The 16,872-nt window shown below is 63.3% G+C and carries 14 protein-coding genes; 6 read left to right on the top strand and 8 right to left on the bottom strand.

Annotated features, from left to right (window positions below):
• The first annotated feature begins 199 nt into the window (after nt 1-199).
• The gene (locus CDPAHKCJ_RS09245) at nt 200-2,272 is read left to right on the top strand and encodes a sigma 54-interacting transcriptional regulator (protein ID WP_205700823.1); all 2,073 of its coding nucleotides are present in this window, start codon (nt 200-202) and stop codon (nt 2,270-2,272) included.
• Between the two features lie 187 nt (nt 2,273-2,459).
• Here the strand turns inward: CDPAHKCJ_RS09245 and CDPAHKCJ_RS09240 are convergent, their stop codons facing one another.
• From CDPAHKCJ_RS09240 to CDPAHKCJ_RS09215, 6 genes are all read right to left on the bottom strand, one after another.
• Nucleotides 2,460-3,311 carry an ABC transporter permease gene (locus tag CDPAHKCJ_RS09240; RefSeq protein ID WP_043334517.1) on the bottom strand — a complete coding sequence of 284 codons (852 nt, stop codon included), beginning with the start codon at nt 3,309-3,311 and terminating at the stop codon, nt 2,460-2,462.
• A gap of 3 nt (nt 3,312-3,314) precedes the next feature.
• Nucleotides 3,315-4,616, bottom strand: a complete 1,302-nt coding sequence (locus tag CDPAHKCJ_RS09235) for an ABC transporter permease (RefSeq protein WP_166019519.1) — start codon at nt 4,614-4,616, stop codon at nt 3,315-3,317.
• Nucleotides 4,617-4,790: 174 nt separating this feature from the next.
• Nucleotides 4,791-5,927, bottom strand: a complete 1,137-nt coding sequence (locus CDPAHKCJ_RS09230) for an extracellular solute-binding protein (RefSeq protein ID WP_240916708.1) — start codon at nt 5,925-5,927, stop codon at nt 4,791-4,793.
• Nucleotides 5,928-6,027: 100 nt separating this feature from the next.
• Entirely contained in the window at nt 6,028-7,170 is a 1,143-nt protein-coding gene (locus CDPAHKCJ_RS09225; protein ID WP_166019603.1) for an ABC transporter ATP-binding protein, read from the bottom strand.
• Between the two features lie 374 nt (nt 7,171-7,544).
• Nucleotides 7,545-7,706 carry a YqaE/Pmp3 family membrane protein gene (locus CDPAHKCJ_RS09220; RefSeq protein WP_043334518.1) on the bottom strand — a complete coding sequence of 54 codons (162 nt, stop codon included), beginning with the start codon at nt 7,704-7,706 and terminating at the stop codon, nt 7,545-7,547.
• A gap of 116 nt (nt 7,707-7,822) precedes the next feature.
• Nucleotides 7,823-8,101, bottom strand: coding sequence for a hypothetical protein (locus tag CDPAHKCJ_RS09215; RefSeq protein ID WP_205700822.1), 279 nt, complete (start codon nt 8,099-8,101; stop codon nt 7,823-7,825).
• A 376-nt stretch (nt 8,102-8,477) separates the two neighbouring features.
• Between CDPAHKCJ_RS09215 and CDPAHKCJ_RS09210 the strand changes: the two genes are divergently transcribed.
• The 4 genes from CDPAHKCJ_RS09210 to CDPAHKCJ_RS09195 all read left to right on the top strand — a co-directional run bounded on the left by CDPAHKCJ_RS09210 (nt 8,478) and on the right by CDPAHKCJ_RS09195 (nt 13,513).
• The gene (locus tag CDPAHKCJ_RS09210) at nt 8,478-9,227 is read left to right on the top strand and encodes a glutathione peroxidase (RefSeq protein WP_107335176.1); all 750 of its coding nucleotides are present in this window, start codon (nt 8,478-8,480) and stop codon (nt 9,225-9,227) included.
• Between the two features lie 114 nt (nt 9,228-9,341).
• The gene (locus CDPAHKCJ_RS09205) at nt 9,342-10,826 is read left to right on the top strand and encodes a dihydrolipoyl dehydrogenase (protein ID WP_166019518.1); all 1,485 of its coding nucleotides are present in this window, start codon (nt 9,342-9,344) and stop codon (nt 10,824-10,826) included.
• A gap of 157 nt (nt 10,827-10,983) precedes the next feature.
• The gene (locus CDPAHKCJ_RS09200; RefSeq protein WP_043334523.1) at nt 10,984-11,403 is read left to right on the top strand and encodes a CBS domain-containing protein; all 420 of its coding nucleotides are present in this window, start codon (nt 10,984-10,986) and stop codon (nt 11,401-11,403) included.
• A 619-nt stretch (nt 11,404-12,022) separates the two neighbouring features.
• Nucleotides 12,023-13,513 (top strand): D-serine ammonia-lyase, encoded by a 1,491-nt coding sequence (locus CDPAHKCJ_RS09195; RefSeq protein ID WP_166019517.1) that lies wholly within the window; start codon nt 12,023-12,025, stop codon nt 13,511-13,513.
• Here CDPAHKCJ_RS09195 and CDPAHKCJ_RS09190 read toward each other — a convergent pair.
• Together CDPAHKCJ_RS09190 and glcC are read right to left on the bottom strand one after the other, a co-directional pair.
• Nucleotides 13,445-14,029 carry a VTT domain-containing protein gene (locus CDPAHKCJ_RS09190; RefSeq protein WP_166019516.1) on the bottom strand — a complete coding sequence of 195 codons (585 nt, stop codon included), beginning with the start codon at nt 14,027-14,029 and terminating at the stop codon, nt 13,445-13,447. The two genes, CDPAHKCJ_RS09195 and CDPAHKCJ_RS09190, sit on opposite strands and share 69 nt — an antisense overlap.
• Before the next feature lie 137 nt (nt 14,030-14,166).
• Nucleotides 14,167-14,982, bottom strand: a complete 816-nt coding sequence (gene glcC / locus CDPAHKCJ_RS09185; RefSeq protein WP_077372683.1) for a transcriptional regulator GlcC — start codon at nt 14,980-14,982, stop codon at nt 14,167-14,169.
• A 360-nt stretch (nt 14,983-15,342) separates the two neighbouring features.
• On the opposite strand from glcC, the gene glcD reads away from it, so the two are divergent.
• A complete protein-coding gene (glcD, locus tag CDPAHKCJ_RS09180; protein ID WP_166019515.1) occupies nt 15,343-16,842 on the top strand; it encodes a glycolate oxidase subunit GlcD in 1,500 nt (499 codons plus the stop codon).
• Nucleotides 16,843-16,872: the final 30 nt, after the last annotated feature.

Here is a 16,872-nt window from a genome sequence, read left to right as displayed (position 1 = left end):
AGACCATGGTCTAGCCCGTCAACCACCCCGTCTGCCGCTACTCTGATGAACAGTGCCTGAACACTGCAGTCCTCGGAACTGAACACTCGCCACGCACAAGTGAACATTGCCGTGAACACTCCCCAAGACCGAAAACAGCATCGATGACAGCATCAATAACAACAGAGGCCTGAAAGGCCCGCCGCACAAGGGATGTCTCATGACAGCACGCCATCATTCCGCCAGCCACGTCGACAACCATGTCGACAACCACGCCGATACCCACACCGCCGCCACCCCAGCTCACTCCACGCCCCATCCCGCCGCTGATCCCCTGGTACTTCAGCACTCCTCGCTGGTGTGCCCACCGGAAGAACTTGTCTGGCGCCAGCGCCAGGCCGCCAGCCTGATGGCAACGGTGGAGGCAGCCGTCGCCGGCCATACTCTCAACCTTCTTGACCACTGGCAGGCGTGCCTGGTGCTGACGGATCGCGACGGTGTGGTACTGGCAAGCTACGGCCACCACCAGCTGCTGGGCGATGACGCCGCCCTGCTGCAACCCGGCGCGCGCTGGCGCGAGGAATCGCTGGGTCACAACGCCGTCGCCGAGACGCTGAATGCACCGCGTGCCAATCGCCTTGCACGCATCGCGCTCGAAGCGCATGACGCCGAGTGCCTCAAGGGGCTGGCCAGTGCCAGTGCCGCCCTGCTGGCGCCAGCGAGCTGGAGCCGCCGCCGCGGGCTTACCCCAGGTGCCTGCGAGGGGTGCCTGGGACTGATCTGCGATCCCTACCGAGTGCGCCAGTACAGCCTCGGCATGCTCGGGGTACTGGCGGATGACATCGAGCAACGCCGTCTGGGCGAGGCACATGGGCACGACCATCACCTGTTGCGCCTGCATCTCAACCGCTCGCAGCTGGACTCGCCCAGCGCGGCCCTGCTGGCCATCACGCCGCAAGGTCAGGTCGCGGCTGCCAGTCGCCGGGGACTGCAGCTGCTGGCGGCTCACCTTGAACTCACGCCCGCCTCCGATAGCGCAGACACCGCATCGCACAGCGCAGCCCATGCAGCGGACAGCGACAGCTGCGCCACCCGCGATGACATCCACCTGCTGCTGGGCCAGCCGCTGGCACGCTGGCAGCTGGACTGGGCGCCGCTGGCCCAGCTCGCCGATGCGCAGTGTGTGACGCTCACGCAGCACCCGCGCTTCACGGGCTACTCCCTGTGTGCAGCCCCGCCCAGGCCACGGGTCGTGGCCCGCGCGCCGGCCAAGCTCCCAGAAAGCCAGCCACCGGCCGAAGCCGCCACTCGAGAGACTGCGTGCCACCCGAGCCTTGCGCGCCTGCATCATGGCGATGCCGGCTGGGCCAGGGTCTGCGAACTGCTGGCGCGACTGGTGAACGCTCACCTGCCACTGCTGCTGCAGGGCGAGACAGGTGTCGGCAAGGAAGAAGTGGTCAAGGCACTGCACCAGGCCAGTCATCGCGCCCATCAGCCGCTGGTCGCCATCAACTGCGCCGCCTTGCCTGATGAGCTGGTCGAGGCCGAGCTGTTCGGCTATCGGCGCGGTGCCTTTACCGGTGCCGACCCCGCCGGACGCGAAGGCCGCCTGCTCGAGGCCAATGGCGGGCGCCTGTTTCTGGATGAGATCGGCGACATGCCACTGCATGTGCAGGCGCGTCTACTGCGCGTGCTGCAGGAGCGTGAAGTCACCCCGCTGGGCGGCGGCAAGGCGCAGCGGGTCGATTTCGAACTGGTGGCCGCCACCCATCAGCCCCTCAGCGAGCTGGTCAAGGCCGGGCGCTTCCGGGCAGATCTCTACTATCGCCTGTGTGGCGCCAGCATCGCCCTACCGCCGCTGAGGGAGCGTCACGACATCGCCGGCCTGAGTCGTGCCCTGCTGACACGGCTGTGTCGAGAGCAGCAACGTGAGCTGCCGCGCATCACGCCCGCCTTTCTCGATCGTCTCACCCGACATGACTGGCCCGGCAACGTGCGCGAACTGGACAACGTGCTGCGTTTGGCGCTGGTACTGTGCGATGGGCCGGTCCTGGAGCCGTGCCATGTGATACTGGCGGGCGACTGTCTCGCATCACAGAATGATTGTCCCGCATCAGAGAACGAGATTGCCCACCAGCCCCCGCAAACCAGCGGCCTGCCCTCGCTGCATGATCTCTCCAGCGCCGAGGAGCTGCAGAGTGCGCTGGACGCGCTGGGCGGCAACGTCTCGCGTCTCGCGCGGGAGCTGGGCATCAGTCGCACCACGCTCTACAAGCGACTCGGCGCGGCCTGACGCAGCAGGCTTCTCCTCAAGCCCTGTCTCCAAGTCCTATCTTCAAGCCCTGGTCCTGAAACGCCAGTGCCCCCGCAGATAGACTCTGCGGGGGCACTGGCGTTTCTTGCGACTCCGGTTTCTCACGGCCATCAAATGCTCAGCACTCAAGGGCAGAGGACTGAAGATAGAGGGTAGAGGAAAAAGATCAGCTCGGCGTCAGGCCGCGCAGACGTTCATTGCGCCGGCGAATCAACTCCAGTGTCGTCAGCAGCAGGATCGAGACCAGCACCAGCAGCGTCGCCACCGCCAGAATCGTCGGACTGATCTCCTCGCGGATACCGGACCACATCTGGATCGGGATGGTGGTCTGCGCCGGCCCGGCGATGAACAGCACCACCACGACTTCATCGAACGAGGTGATGAAGGCGAACAGCGCACCGGACACCACCCCCGGCGTCACCAGCGGCAGGATGATGCGGAAGAAGGTGCGACTCGGACTGGCCCCCAGCGAGTGTGCCGCACGTGTCAGCGAGTGATCGAAGCCGGACAGCGTCGCCGTCACCGTGATCACCACGAAGGGAATGCCCAGCGCCGTATGCGCCAGAATCACGCCCAGATAGGTCTGGGTCAGACCCAGCTTCGAGAAGAAGAAGAACATCGCCGCGGCGCTGATGATCAGCGGCACGATCATCGGCGAGATCAGGATCGCCATGATGGTATTGCGAAACGGCATGAAGCGGCTGGAAAGCCCCAGTGCGGCAAGCGTGCCCAGTACCGTGGCCAGCACCGTCGCGCACACCGCCACGATGATGCTGTTCTTGATCGAGCGCATCCACTCATCCGAGGTGAAGAACTCCTGATACCAGCGCAGCGAGTAGCCCTCCGGGTCCAGCGACAGCATCTTCTCCGAGAAGGTGAAGTAGGGTTCGGCATTGAACGAGAGCGGAATGATCACCAGGATCGGCCCGATCAGGAACAGGAAGATCAGCGCGCACAGCACGCAGAACACCCAATGCCAGATCCGCTCACCACGAGTTGCATAGGAAGGTATGGCCATCTGTCACCCCAGTTTGACCTTGTCCACACCGATCAGACGGTTGTAGACGAGATAGAAGAGGATCACCACGACCAGCAGAATCGAGCCGATGGCCGCTGCCAGCCCCCAGTTGAGCGAGGTCTGCATGTGATAGGCGATGAAGTTGGTAATGAAGCGGCCCGACTGCCCGCCCACCAGTGCCGGCGTGATGTAGTAGCCGATGGAGAGAATGAAGACCAGTATCGAGCCCGCCCCGATGCCCGGCAGGGTCTGCGGGAAGTAGACGCGCCGGAAGGCGGTGATCGGCCCGGCGCCCAGTGAGCGCGCCGCATGCATGTAGCTGGGCGGAATGGTCTTCATCACCGAGTACAGCGGCAGGATCATGAACGGCAGCAGGATGTGTGTCATCGCGATGATGGTGCCGGTCTTGTTGTAAATCATCTGGATACGCGCCTCCTCGGCGAGTATCCCGACCCCCACCAGCATGTCATTGAGCACCCCTTGCTGCTGCAGGATCGCGATCCAGGTAGTGGTGCGTACCAGCAGCGAGGTCCAGAACGGCAGCAGCACCAGGATCATCAGCAGATTGCCGCGACTGGCCGGCAGGGTCGCCAGCAGCCAGGCCACCGGATAGGCAAGCAACAGACACAGCCCGGTGATCGCGGCGCTCATCCAGAAGGTACGGATGAACAGCGAGACGTGGATCTGCAGATACTCCGGTTTCTCGATGATCTCTCCTGTCGGTGAGAACTGGCGATCCACCGCCGCCAGGTAGTAGGAGGCGGTGAAGGGCGACGATTCACGCTTGATCAGACGCCAGATGTCAGGGTCCTCCCAATCCTCATCGGCCTTGATCAGCGCGGCCTTGTAAGGGGCCTCCATGCGACCGGCACGGCGGGCGCTCTTCATGAACAGCGACCGCATGCCGGACTTTTCGTAGTTGAGACGCGAGGCGACGCGCCCGAGATTGCGCGCCTTGAGTCCCGCGGCCAGATCCTGCGCCAGGGCGGCGTAGGCGGCCTCTTCCGGCAACCCTTCGCCGTCCCAGTCGACCAGCACCTCGCTGGTGCGCGGTAGATAGGTGGAGACTTCCGGGTTGTCGACACTGCGTGACAGCATGTCGAAGATGGGCATGACGAATGCCAGCCCGATGAAGATCAACAGCGGCGCCACCAGCAGCAATGCCTTGATGCGGCTGCGGCGGATGGCGCGGTTGAGGCTCTGTTTCAGCGGTACGCCATCGGCGGTGGTCAGCGCCGCGCCGGGGGCACCATTGGGGTCATGTGCTGCGCTTCCGGACGTGGCCGGGGCGGAGGAATCGCTCATCCTGCACTCCTTGATCGGCTATCCGAGGGTGCCTGGACCGCCAGCCGAGTCCCGCATGACAGGGACGCAAGCCAACCTGGCGGAATCGAGCATGGCCGACGGGCCATCAGGCATGATCAAAAAGGCCCCGGCGCGCGATCGTGCGCCACCGGGGCCAGCGGGTCAGTGCAGAGGTCAGCGTGCCAGCCAGGCGTTGAAGCGCTGGCTCAGCTCATCGAGGTTGTCGGCCCAGAATTCGTCATCCTTGGGGATGGCGGTCTCGAAGTTGGGGCCATAGGTGGGCATGTGCGGCTTCATGTCGATGCCGGTGTCCGCATGAGTGGAGACCAGTGCCGCGGAGGAGGTGCGCGCCGGTCCGTAGGAAATGTACTTGGCCTGATCCGCCAGACGCTGGGTATCGGTGGCGAACATCAGATAATCCTTGACCTTGTCGAGCTTGCCGGTCGGCACGACCCAGCCATCCAGTTCGAAGACCTGGGCATCCCAGACGATGGAGAATGGCTGTTTCTCGTTGACCTCGGCATCGAAGATGCGGCCGTTGTAGGCCGAGGCGAAGGCCACTTCCTTGTCCGCCAGCAGCTGCGGTGGCTGTGCACCCTCTTCCCACCAGATCACGCTGTCCTTGATGGTATCGAGCTTGGCGAAGGCGCGTTCGATGCCTTCATCGGAATCCAGCACCTCGTAGACATCTTCCGGGGCCACGCCATCGGCCACCAGCGCCCATTCCATGTTGTTGATCGGCTTCTTCTGCAGAGCACGCTTGCCGGGGAACTCCTCCAGGTTGAACACATCATCGATGGAGTCCGGCTGATTGTCCTCGGGGAACATCTCGGTATTGAAGGCCACGATGTTGGAGTAGACGATCTGCGGCACGAAGCATTCGCTGAGCGAATTCTCGATGAAGTCTTCGCTGGCCGGTGTGCCGTCCGGCGCTGCCGCGAACAAGGTGTCCGGGTCCAGCGGCTCGATCAGCCCTTCCGAGCAGGCGATCAGCGCATCACTGGGCAGCATGTCGACCAGGTCCCAGGTGACGTTGCCGGCCTGGACCTGTGCGCGCAGACCGGAAAGCGCATTGGATGACTTGTCGATATTGACGACGGTGTCACCGCTCTTCTCTTCCCAGGGCTGGTGATAGGCCTTGTTCTGACTGTCGGTATAGGCGCCGCCCCACGAGACGATGTTGAGCGTCTCGGCCTGGGCCGCACCGGCGCTCATGCCGGCCGCTGCCACGGCAACCGCCAGCAGGCTGCGCAGCGGCATGCCCGGGCGCGAGGTAGTGAATGACGCGGTGAACTGATTGATGACTGACATGGATGAATCTCCCTGATTTCTTGTTGTTGTGCTGCACTCTTGTCGCGAATCGTGCTGTTGCTCTCTCAAGCAAGGACTGCGTTGGTCTCCTGTGCTGCCGTCAGGCATCCAGCGCCCGGCAATCACAGGCATCCCAACCGACCTGCAAGGTCTGCCCGGGCCGCAAGGGCGGATAGCCCTCGGCGTTGGGGGTCTTGATGATGAACTCGTCACTACCGCATACCGAGACACGCGTGCGTAGATGATCGCCAAGATAGATCACCTCGAGCACTTCGGCGGCGAAGACATTGTCGGGTGCACTCATGACACCCGCGGCCCCCGGCTCTTCCGCCGACAGCAGGCGCACCCGCTCCGGGCGCAGCGACAGCTGGGTGCGCTCGCCGACCTCATTGACAGCCACCTTGAGCGCCCGTACCTGTTCGCCACTGTCGAGGGTCACCGTGCAATGCTCACCCTGAGCGTCGAGCTGCGATACCTGGCCGTTGAGGCGATTGTTCTCACCGATGAAATAGGCGACGAAGGCATTCTCCGGCGCTTCATAGAGCGCTTCGGGAGTCGCCAGCTGCTGGACGATGCCGTCATTGAAGACCGCGATGCGGTCCGACATGGTCAGCGCTTCCGTCTGATCGTGGGTCACATAGAGCATGGTGACGCCGAGACGCTGGTGGATGCGTTTGATCTCGAACTGCATCTCTTCGCGCAGGTTCTTGTCCAGTGCGCCCAGCGGCTCGTCCATCAACACCAGCTCCGGTTCGAAGACCAGCGCGCGTGCCAGGGCGACCCGCTGCTGCTGGCCGCCGGAAAGCTGCCCCGGGCGACGATCGCCGAATTCGCCAAGTCGCACCATGTCCAGCGCGTTGGCTACCTTGGTCGAGATTTCCTCCTTGCTCATGCCGCGCACTTCAAGCGGAAAGGCCAGGTTCTCGGCCACGCTCATGTGCGGAAACAGCGCATAGTTCTGGAAGACCATGCCGATGCCGCGCTTGTGCGGCGGCAGGTCATTGATGGGGGTACCGTCGAGAAGGATGTCGCCGTGGGTCGGCGTTTCGAAACCCGCCATCATCATCAGGCAGGTGGTCTTGCCGGAACCGGACGGCCCCAGCAGGGTGACGAACTCGCCGCGCTGGACTTCCAGATTGAAGCCCTTGACCACCAGCGTTTCGCCGTCATAGCTCTTTTGCACATCATTGAAGATCGCGAAGCAGGAGCTGGTCTCCTGCGGCGCGTCGGGCTCAGCAGTCATGACCATGCGGGGTATCCATACGTGTTGTTGTTATCGTGGAGCATGTGATCGAACAGGCTTCACCGGCCCTGATCGCTGCCCTCAGTCCCATTTGACCCTACGGGGGCAGGCGAGAGGCGACAAGCGTCACGCTCGCTGAAAAGCGTTGAAATCAGGCTATGCGAAAGTCTAAATATTGAACTACCGTCGCCTGCCATTCGCCCAGGGCCCTCGGCAAGCCCCGCCGCTTGATCACTGACGCCACATGGCACCTCCCCGGTGAGCGCCCACTGAAAAGCCCCCGCTGCACGCATGGCAGCGGGGGCTTTGGGTCTTTCAACTCTGGGTTGCCCGAGGTGGGCAACCATATGAGAGCCTTCGGGGCTCAGCGGCGGTCAGAACTTGGTAATGACCCACACCGCGTGGATGATCCCCGGCAGGAAACCGAAGCAGGTCAGGATGATGTTGATCCAGAAATGCTTGTTGGCGACACCCACCTGCATGAGAACGCCCAGCGGCGGCAGGATGATGGCCAGAATGATGCGAATGATATCCATGAGTTGCTCCTTGCGATTGTGACAACCGTGACTCCACGGAGGTCATGAATGTTCGGTACTCGTGTTGATCAGTGTCCTTCTCGATCACAGTCCTTCTCGATCACGGACTTTCCTGATCACTGCCCATCTCGATCAACATCAGCCTTGCCGACGTCATCGTCGTGCGCTGAGGCGGATCCGCCGGCGCGGGCCTGACGATCGATCTTCTGGGACAGCTTCTCGGAGTCCGCGGCCAGCTGCTCGTGGTAGCGCTCCCAGTCTTCCCAGTCATGTGGCGTTCCCGTGCGTGGCCGATGGCTGCCAGACTCACGTGCACGAGCCCAGGCATGTTCTTCCAGACTCTGAGGCTTGTCCTCCTCCTTGTCCTTGTCGCCGTCCAGGCCGTGCTTCGCCATGTACTCTCTTGCGTTCATCTGTTGCCTCGCTTGCCAGACTCGACGCCTGACGATGCTGTGACGTACCCACTACCTATGGCTGACAGGGGCAAATATCAAGTCTGTACAACTATTTCCGGCAAAAAAAGACGCTTGCCGGCAAGCACAGTCCTGCCGAGATCAAGGCCATGAACCAGCCCACCACTGACTGTCAGTAGCATCATCAAGAAAAGCTATCGCCTCGCTTGATGCAATCAAATTCACCCGCGAGAGGCTTGCCCCTAGACTGGCTCCAGTTTCGCAAGGCACTGATTTCTCATGCACTCGACATTGTCATCGAGCCTCAGTCGCCTGCCATCCCTTTTAGATACGTCTCATCGAGACCGGAGCCAATTTCATGCAACTCGAATCACACGAAGGCCAGCAGGTCCCGAACGTCAGCTTCAAGATCCGTCGTGACGGCCGTCTGGTCGAGCGCACCAGCGAGGAGATCTTCTCAGGCCGCAATGTGGTGGTCTTCGCCCTGCCGGGCGCTTTCACCCCGACCTGCTCCTCCACTCACCTGCCGCGCTACAACGAGCTGGCCGATCGCTTCTATGCTGTCGGCGTCGATGAGATCGTCTGCCTGTCCGTCAATGACGCCTTCGTCATGGAATCCTGGGGCGAGCATCAGGAAGCCGAGAACCTGAGCCTGATCGCTGACGGCAACGGTGACTTTGCCGCCGGCATGGGCATGCTGGTCGACAAGAGCGACATCGGTTTCGGCAAGCGCAGCTGGCGCTATTCCATGCTGGTACGCAACGGCGTGGTCGAGAAGCAGTTCATCGAGCCGCAGAAGCCGGGCGACCCCTTCGAAGTCTCCGACGCCGACACCATGCTCGACTATCTTGACCCGGACGCCGGCCGTCCCAGCTTCGCCACCCTGTTCAGCAAGCCGGGCTGCCCGTACTGCGCACGTGCGAAACAGATGCTCGACGAAGCCCGCATCAGCTACGAAGTCATCGAAGTCGGCACCCGCGGCGTGACCTCACGCACCCTGCGCGCCATGACCGGCCAGGCCACCGTGCCGCAGGTCTGGATCGACGGCGAGCATGTCGGCGGCAGCGATGAAGTCGCCCGCTACTTCGGCAGCCTGACCAGCGCTTGAACGCATCACGCTGACAGGCCCCGATAACTTTCTCTTTTCATCACGCGCGGGCCACGCTCGCGCCTGAGACCCCATTTGTCAGGTGCGCCGCTGGCGCGCCTTGAGGAGTACGACGTGAACGAACGCCAGGTTGAAGTCGCCATCATCGGCGCAGGCAGTGCAGGACTCGGTGCCTATCGCGCCGCCAAGGCACACACCGATTCCGTGGTCATGATCGAAGGTGGCCCCTACGGTACCACCTGTGCCCGTGTCGGCTGCATGCCGTCCAAGCTGCTGATCAGTGCGGCCGAAGCCGCGCATCACGCCCGTGACACCGCACCGTTCGGCATCAATATCGAAGGCGAGGTCAAGGTGGATGGCCGCGCCGTGATGGACCGCGTCAAGCGTGAGCGCGACCGCTTCGTCGGTTTCGTGGTCGAGTCCGTGGAAGGCATCCCTTCCCACGACAAGCTGCGCGGCAATGCGCGCTTCGAGACCGCCAACAGCCTGATCATCGGCGACAACGAGACCCGCGTCACCTTCGAGCGTGTCGTGATCGCCACCGGCTCACGCCCCAGCTACCCGGGCTTCTTCGAGAATGCCGGTGACCGCCTGATCATCAACGACAGCGTCTTTGACTGGGATGATCTGCCGGAATCCGTCGCCGTCTTCGGCCCGGGCGTCATCGGGCTGGAGCTGGGCCAGGCGCTCACCCGTCTCGGCGTGCGCATCCGCATGTTCGGTGTCGGCGGCGCCATCGGCCCGCTGCGTGACGAGAAGCTGCGTGCCAATGCCGATCGCGTCTTCAACGAGGAGTTCTATCTCGACCCGGACGCCAAGGTAGAGAAGATCGAACGTGTCGAGGACGAGAACGGTGCCGGTGTCGAGATCACCTTCATCGAGCGGGGCAGCGAAGCTCGCCTGACCGAACGTTTCGACTATCTGCTCGCGGCCACTGGCCGTCGCCCGAATGTCGATCGCCTCAATATCGAAGCACTGGATCTGAAGCTGGACGAGCGCGGCGTGCCGATCTTCAATCGCCACACCCTGCAGACTCGCCTGAGCGATGACACTCCGAGCCATGTCTTCATCGCCGGTGACGCCAACAACGACCTGCCGCTGCTTCACGAAGCCTCCGATGAGGGCCGTATTGCCGGCGACAACGCGGGTCGCTTCCCCGAGGTGCGTGCCGGTCACCGCAAGAGCACCATCGCCGTGGTGTTCAGTGATCCGCAGATGGCCACCATCGGCCTCTCCACCGCCGAGATCGAACAGCGCTACGGTGCCTGCGATTGCTACGCGGTGGGTGAAGTCGACTTCACCGGTCAGGGTCGCTCCCGCGTGATGCGCATGAACAAGGGCATGCTGCGTGTCTATGGCGAGCAAGGCACCGGGCTGCTGCTGGGCGCCGAGATCTTCGGTCCGCGTGCCGAGCACCTCGCCCACCTGCTGGCCTGGTCCCATCAGCAACGCATGACCATCGAGCAGATGCTGGAAATGCCCTTCTATCACCCGGTGATCGAGGAAGGCCTGCGCACCGCACTGCGGGATCTCAACGCCAACCTGCAGCTGGGGCCGGCCGTGGTCGAACGCTGCATGGAGTGCGGCCCGGGCGACTGATATCCCCTCAAGGCAACGGGACGCGCAGCTCACGCAGTGATGCCCTATGCTCTGAACAGATGTTGAATGTCGCCGGCAGTCACGAAAGTGGCTGCCGGCATTCATCACACGACTCCTCAGCAGGGAGTTGGAGAGCAGTGACGCAGGAGATCAGCCCATGAAAGCCACCCAGCTCAAGGTGCCATCGACCCTTCGCGATATCATGTCCCGCGACTGTTATCGCGTGAAGGCACGCACCAGCATTCTCGAACTCGCCCAGGGCCTGACCCACCACCGTCTGCCCGGCGTGCCGGTCGTGGATGACCTGGACCGCCTGATCGGCTTCATCTCGGAGCAGGACATCCTCGGCAAGCTGCTCGATAGTGCCTATCACTGCGGCCAGCATGCCCAGGTCGGCGACCTGATGCGTCACGAAGTCCTGAGCGTCGGGCCGAATGACAGCATCACGGATCTGGCGCAGCACATGAATGGCCAACGCCCCAAGGTCTATCCGGTGGTCGAGCAGGGCCGTCTGATCGGCATGGTCACCCGCCGCGATGTCCTGAGTGCGCTGCTGGTGATGCAGAACGGCTGTTGAGGCAGTTCGCCAATCAAGACAACGCGTCAGCTGAATCAAGCCTCACGCACAGAGCCCCCAGCGGTCATTACCGCTGGGGGCTCTGTGCGTGAGGGACGGAGAGTCGAGCGCATCAAGAGCGGCTCTCGCACGCTTGTACCAGCTGCCCAAAACCTCGAAGATTACCCAAAAGCTAATCAATCTCGGTCGCCGGCATGACGTCCATGAATTTTCACTCAGCAGCGTGGGACTGTGAAAGTCGCTGCAGACCACTGCGCCGCGCCCTGCCACCAGAGCCTCTGGCCACTGCGAAAGTCAATGACGGTCTAGGGATATCTGGACGCCCCCGTCGAAAACCCGCAAGGCGCTGCGTATTTCAGACATAAAAAAAATCCGCCAGGAAAACCGTGGCGGACCAAAGAACAGTTAAAGCCAGACATAACATCGCGATAACATCATGTCCTTGCTTACTATGACTACGCCTTTTGCATTTCTATCCCGACGGTTGCCAAAAAATTCAACCTTTTTTGTCACTGACCTTTACGGAATGTGAAAGCTGGGCTACGTGCGTTGCCAGTGGAAGACGCGCTAACCTGTGATCTGACCTGATTGCTGGATCGAGCCCCCACAAGGACACCGCATGCCTGCCACGCCCCACGACCTCCACACCCTGACGCTGCGTCACCCGGAAATCGCCAGCCTGATGGCCGGCCGCGAAATCGGCTGGCTCAACCCTGAATGCGTCGCGACCGCCAAGGCGCTCGCCTCACCGGCGCTGCAAGCCAGTGGCGTGGGAGCCCGGGACATCGCAGATGCCGACGCGCGCCTGATGCGTTTCGCTCCCTGGATTGCCGAGGCCTTCCCCGAGACCGCCGCCGCGTCAGGGCGCATCGAATCGCCGCTGGTGGCAGCGCCAAGCTTGCAGCAGGCGCTGAGCAGTATGGCCTCGACCGCTTCTCCCCTCATCGCAACCGAATCCCCGCTGCCCGGCCGCCTGATGATCAAGTGCGACAACGCCCTGCCCATCTCGGGTTCCATCAAGGCGCGCGGCGGCATCCATGAGGTACTCAAGCATGCCGAGCGTCTCGCCATTGACGCAGGGCTTTTGTATCAGGAAGACGACTACCGCGCCTTCCAGCGTGATGAGATACGTGAGCTGCTGGCCGGCCAACAGGTCGTGGTGGGCTCCACCGGCAACCTGGGGCTCAGCATCGGCATCATGAGCGCACGGCTCGGCTTTCGTGTCACCGTGCACATGTCGGCGGATGCCAAGCAATGGAAGAAGGACCTGCTGCGCGCCCGGGGCGCAGAGGTCGTGGAGCACAGCGGGGATTACGGCAAGGCCGTCGCCGCGGGTCGTCAGGAGGCTCAGCAGCCCGACGCCCACTTCATCGATGACGAAAGCTCGCGGGATCTGTTCGTCGGCTACGCCACGGCGGCCAGCCGTCTCGCCGAGCAGCTCTCGGCGCAGGGCATCCCGGTGGATGCCCGCCACCCGCTCTGCGTCTATCTGCCCTGTGGCGTCGGCGGCGGCCCGGGCGGCGTAGCCTATGGCCTCAAGCAGGTCTTCGGTGACGCCGTGCACTGCTTCTTCGCCGAACCGGTCAATTCCCCCTGCATGCTGCTGGGCATGTTGACCGGCGAGCATGACGGCATCGCGGTGGAGGATATCGGGCTCGACAATCGCACCTGCGCCGATGGCCTGGCGGTGGGTCGCGCCTCGGCCTTCGTCGGGCGCGTGATGGCCCCCTTGCTCAGCGGAATCCATACCGTGAGCGATGAGCACCTGCTCGAACTGCTCGCGCTGGCATATGACAGCGAAGGCCTCATGCTCGAGCCGTCCGCACTGGCCGGCGTGCCCGGTATCCACCACGTACTACGCAATGACGCTCCCGAGTGGCACGCCTGGCGGGCAGCCACCGGGCTGGATGACGGCGAGGTGCAGGCCAATACTACCCATGTCGTCTGGGCCACCGGCGGCAGCATGGTGCCCGAGGCGATCTGGCAGGCCGACTATCAGCGCGGCAAGGCATTGCTGTCACAAGCCGGCAAGCATGAGCGATCAGGCGATGAAGGCCTGCCACAACCACACGCCGGTCAGAGCCAGCCCGATCACTCCCAGCGGGCGTGAATAGCGTTGCCAGAGCGCCATCGCCTGATCCTCGGCCAGTGCCACCAGAGCTGCCAGCCCGAAATAGCGCACTCCGCGCCCGACCAGTGCCGCCAGCAGGAACAGTCCGACCGGATACCCGCTGGCGCCGGCGACCAGCATGGCGCTCTGAAAGGGAATCGGCACGATGCCGATCAGCATGATGGCGAGAAAGCCCTGCTCGCTGAAGCGCTGCTGGAAGGCTTCGAAGGCCTGCTGACCGCCGAAGAAGCTGATCAACCCATCGCCCCACGCCGCCAGTGCATAGGCCCCGAGATAGAACCCCAGCAGCGCCGCGGTGAGGTTGCCGGCCAATGCCACCGCGGCCACTCGCCAGCGGCGCTCGGGATGGCGCAGCATCCATGGGATCAGGATGACCTCGATGGGAATCGGGATCAAAAGGGTTTCCAGCATCGAGGCGATGAACAGCCACAGCATGGCGTGGCGGGATTGATTGAGGCGGTCGAGCCAATCACTCGCGGAAGAGAGTTTCCACATGAAGGCAGCACGTTGTCCTGGATGATGAGCTGACCACTTTGCCTTGAGTCCGCCTCGCTTGCCAGCCTGTTCACATGCCTGACCTCGAAGCCTGTTCTCAAGGCCAGCTCTCAAGATCAGCTCTCAAACCCTGCACGCTACTCGAAGCCTTCCAGACGCATGGCCGAGCGGATGAGCCGCTCATCTTCCGCTTCCAGCTCACGCAGACTGTCGCGAATGCCGTGCAGGTGGTCCAGCGCCGCGCTTTCGGCAGCGTCCGGCTGCTGGTCCATCACCGCGCGGTAGATGGCCGTGTGCTGGGCATTGATCTGGCCGCGGGGAATCGGCCGATGATAGAGATTGCGCAGCGAGGCGAACACCGAGCTGAGCAGCAGGTCATTGATGCCCTTGAGCGTATGCACCAGCACCGGATTGTGGGAGGCCTCACAGATGGCGTGGTGAAAGGCGTGGTCGTGACGCGCCAGCTGCTGGGCATCCGGCAGCGCCTCATCGCCCTGCGCTGAGGACGGAAAGTCCGGCGGATACTCGCGCACGCAGGCCGCCATCGCCTCGTAATGACGCCGGATCAGTACTCTATCCGCCGGCGTACCGCGCTGAGCGGCCAGTCGCGCCGACTGCCCCTCCAGCAGCGCGCGCACCTCGAGCAGGTCATACAAGGTGCGCGGCTGGTCCCGAAACAGGTGCATCAACGGACTGATATCGCCGCTCGGCAACAGCTGAGCGACGCTTGAGCCCTTGCCGTGGCGAGTCTCGATGATGCCCTTGCCACGCAACAGCCTCAGCCCCTCGCGCAGCGAGGCGCGTGAGATACCCAGTCGCTCACAGAGCCTGCGTTCCGAAGGAATCATCTGCCCCGGCTTGAGCACACCATCCAGTATCAACTGCTCGAGGCGCGCCGCCGCATGCTCCGGCGCACGCTGCTCACCGCACGCCATTCTCTCTGACACCTGCATCCCTGCCCCTCCCCTGATGAACCGGCCGAGCCAGCCCGGCTGTCCTCTCCCGGGGTGCTCGTCTCTCGTCTGCCGCTCGCCTGCCCACATGCGGCAAGGAGACTGCCGCCTTTCTCACTGGTCAGACCACGCTCTCTACCCTAGCGAGCTCTCCTACCGCCAGCGACACCCGATGACATGAACTAGACGAATGTCTGGTCAGACCACTGTGGCTTCACATGGACAAGGCGCAGCCCTCACTGCCAGATTGGAGACACACCCACGCGTCGTGATCTGCACACCCGACACGCCGCATGCATCACCGGCGCAATGGACACCCGACACGGCATCGCGAGTACCGGACTCTCCTGGAGGCATGGCATGAATATCCTGTATGACCCGACGCTGGATGGCCCTCTCCCCCAGCACGACAAGTCCCGGGTACTGGCGCATCTCACCACCCTGCTGCCGGATCTCACCCTGCTGCATCGCGAGGAGGATTTGCATCCCTTCGAATGTGATGGCCTGGCGGCCTATCGCGTCATGCCGATGCTGGTGGCGCTGCCCGAGCGTGTCGAACAGGTCGCCGCCCTGCTGCGTGAATGTCATGCGCTGGGGGTACCGGTGGTCACGCGCGGTGCTGGCACTGGTCTTTCCGGCGGCGCCTTGCCGCTGGAACAAGGCGTGCTGCTGGTGATGTCGCGCATGGCGCGGATTCTCGAGATCGACCCTGACGCCCGCACCGCGCGCCTGCAGCCCGGGGTGCGCAATCTCGCCATTTCCGAGGCCGCCGCGCCCTTCGGGCTCTACTACGCGCCGGACCCCTCCTCGCAGATCGCCTGCTCCATCGGCGGCAACGTGGCCGAGAATGCCGGTGGCGTGCACTGCCTCAAGTACGGACTCACCGTGCACAACCTGCTCAAGCTCGAGATGCTGACCATCGAAGGCGAGGCGATGACGATCGGCGCCGACAGCCTCGATTCCCCCGGGCTGGACCTGCTGGCGCTGATGACAGGCTCCGAAGGCATGCTGGGGGTGGTCACGGAAGTCACGGTACGCCTGCTGCCCCGTCCCGAAACCGCCAAGGTGCTGATGGCGAGCTTCGCCGATATCGACAAGGCCGGCCGTGCGGTGGGCGACATCATCGCCTGCGGCATCATCCCCGGCGGGCTCGAGATGATGGACAACCTCGCCATCCGCGCCGCCGAGGACTTCATCCACGCGGGCTACCCGGTGGAGGCCGCAGCAATTCTGCTCTGCGAGCTGGACGGTGCCGAGGCGGATGTCGTTGATGACTGCGCGCGAGTCCGTGAGGTACTGGAACGCGCCGGCGCCACCGAGATCCACCAGGCACAGGATGAGGCCGAGCGCGCGCGCTTCTGGGCCGGACGCAAGAATGCCTTTCCCGCCGTGGGCCGTATGTCGCCCGATTATTACTGCATGGATGGCACCATCCCGCGCCGCGAACTGCCCGCCGTACTCAACGGTATCGCCGAACTCTCGCGCCAATCGGGGCTCGCGGTGGCCAATGTCTTCCATGCCGGTGACGGCAACATGCACCCGCTGATCCTGTTCGATGCCAACCAGCCCGGCGAGCTTGAGCTGGCCGAGGAGGTCGGCGGCAGGATTCTGGAACTGTGCGTGGCCGCTGGCGGCAGCATCACCGGTGAACATGGCGTGGGCCGCGAGAAGATCAATCAGATGTGTGCCCAGTTCAACCACGATGAGATCAGTGTCTTCCATGCCGTGAAGGCCGCCTTTGACCCCACCGGGCTGCTCAACCCCGGCAAGAACATCCCGACGCTGGCGCGCTGTGCCGAATTCGGTGCCATGCATGTGCATCACAACCAGCTGCCGCATCCGGAGCTTCCGCGTTTCTAGACAGCTGCCACCTGACCTTTCGCTACCTGA

The sequence above is a fragment of the Cobetia sp. MB87 genome, from assembly GCF_011319755.1.
Taxonomy (GTDB): domain Bacteria; phylum Pseudomonadota; class Gammaproteobacteria; order Pseudomonadales; family Halomonadaceae; genus Cobetia.
This window is presented reverse-complemented; position numbering and strand designations above follow the sequence as displayed.